The sequence below is a fragment of the Mesorhizobium sp. M7A.F.Ca.US.005.03.2.1 genome, from assembly GCF_003997795.1.
Lineage (GTDB): Bacteria > Pseudomonadota > Alphaproteobacteria > Rhizobiales > Rhizobiaceae > Mesorhizobium > Mesorhizobium ciceri.
Map to the genome: position 1 here is coordinate 1 of NZ_RZRP01001058.1, position 1,869 is coordinate 1,869.

Here is a 1,869-nt window from a genome sequence, read left to right on the forward strand (position 1 = left end):
GTGCAAAGGCGGGTCCTCGGTCCGGCAGCGTGCCGCGGCATAAATGCAGCGCGGATAGAAGGCGCAGCCGCCCGGCAAGCGCCCAAGTGCGGGCGGCGAACCGTCGATCGAGAACAGCCGCTCGCGGCTTTCCTCGAGGTTGGGGATCGAGGCGATCAGGCCACGCGTGTAAGGATGGCGCGGATCGGCGAACAGCTCGGATACGCCTGCCTGTTCGACGACACGGCCGGAATAGACGACCGCGACGCGGTCGGCATGGCCGGCGACGACGCCGAGATCATGGGTGATCAGCACCAGGCCGAGGCCGAGCCGTTCCTGCAGCGAGCGCAGCACGGCCAGGATCTGTGCCTGCACCGTGACATCGAGCGCCGTGGTCGGTTCGTCGGCAATCAACAGGTCAGGATCGTTGGCGACGGCCATGGCGATAACCGCGCGTTGGCGCATGCCGCCGGAGAATTCATGCGGATACTGGTTGACCCGGCGCTCCGGCTGCGGGATCGCCACCAGATGGAGCAATTCGACCGCGCGCGCCATCGCCTGTTTGCGTGTCACGCGCTGATGCAGCCTGACCGCCTCGGCAATCTGGGCGCCGACGGTCATCACCGGATTGAGCGAGGACAGCGGGTCCTGAAAAATCATGGCGATGCGCGCGCCCCTGATCTTGCGCATCTCGCGCGCCGGTTTGCCGACCAGTTCGTCGCCGTTGAAGCGGACCGAGCCGGTGACCACCGCGTTCTTTGACGTGAGGCCGAGCGCGGCGAGCATGCCGACGGACTTGCCCGAGCCGGACTCACCGACAATGCCGACCACTTCGCCCTTGGCGACGTCGAGGTCGATCCCGCGAACCGCTTCGAACTGACTGCCGGCCTTGCGGAACCCGACCCGCAGACCGCGTATGGACAGCAGCGGCTCGCGCTCGCCCACCTTGTCGACTGCGCCCGGTGGCGCTGAGGAAATCTGTGCGCTCATCGCCTAGTCCGACCTTGGATCGAGAATGTCGCGCAAGCCGTCGCCTATGAAGTTAAAGCCGAGCACGATGGTGAGGATGGCGACGCCGGGACCGAAGGCGATCCACCATTGATAGAAATGAACGGCGCCATCGGAGATCATCGAGCCCCATTCGGGTGTCGGCGGCGTGGCGCCGAGGCCGATGAAGCTGAGCGACGCGGCAAGCAGCACGACCTGGCCGAGATCCATGGTTGCGCTGATCAGCACCGGGGTCCAGCAAAGCGGCAATATGTGCGTGAACAGCACGCGCCGCGGCCTGGCGCCGGCGGCGATTGCCGCCTCGACATGCTCGCGCTCCTTCACCTCCAATACCTGCGCCCGCATCAGCCGGGCGTAGACGGGCCACCAGACGAGCACCATGGCTATGGCGGCATTGCCGAGGCCTGGTCCGAGCGACGCCGCGACGGCCATGGCCAGCAGCATCGGCGGAAAGGACAGAGTGACGTCGACAAGCCGCATGATCGCCGCGCCGGTCAATCCGCCGACGAAGCCGGAAATGGCGCCGAGCAGCGAGCCTATGATCACTGCAGAGACGACGACCAGAACCGCGATCGGCAGCGAATGCGCGGCCCCGTGCAGAGTGCGGGCCAGCACATCGCGGCCGAGTGCGTCGGTACCCAGCCAATGCGCCCAGCTTGGCGCCTGAAGCCGGCGTGCGACCATTTCGAGCGGATCGAACTGCACAACCAGGTTGGCGAATACCGTCATGAACAGCCAGAACAGGATGACGACCGTGCCGATGACCAATGGCGCGGTCAGCCATTCGGGAACCGTCGAGGAGCGGGACTTGGTGACGACGACCGCCATCAGCTCAACCTCACGCGCGGATTGGCCACGACATAGAGTATGTCGGTGATAAGG

2 protein-coding genes are annotated in these 1,869 nt (G+C 65.8%); both read right to left on the minus strand.

Annotated features, from left to right (window positions below; translation table 11 throughout):
- Positions 1-969: ABC transporter ATP-binding protein (locus tag EN991_RS34540; protein ID WP_245461160.1), on the minus strand; the 969-nt coding region annotated here is incomplete at its 3' end.
- A gap of 3 nt (positions 970-972) precedes the next feature.
- Entirely contained in the window at positions 973-1,818 is an 846-nt protein-coding gene (locus EN991_RS34545) for an ABC transporter permease (protein WP_024501859.1), read from the minus strand.
- Between the last annotated feature and the right edge of the window lie 51 nt (positions 1,819-1,869).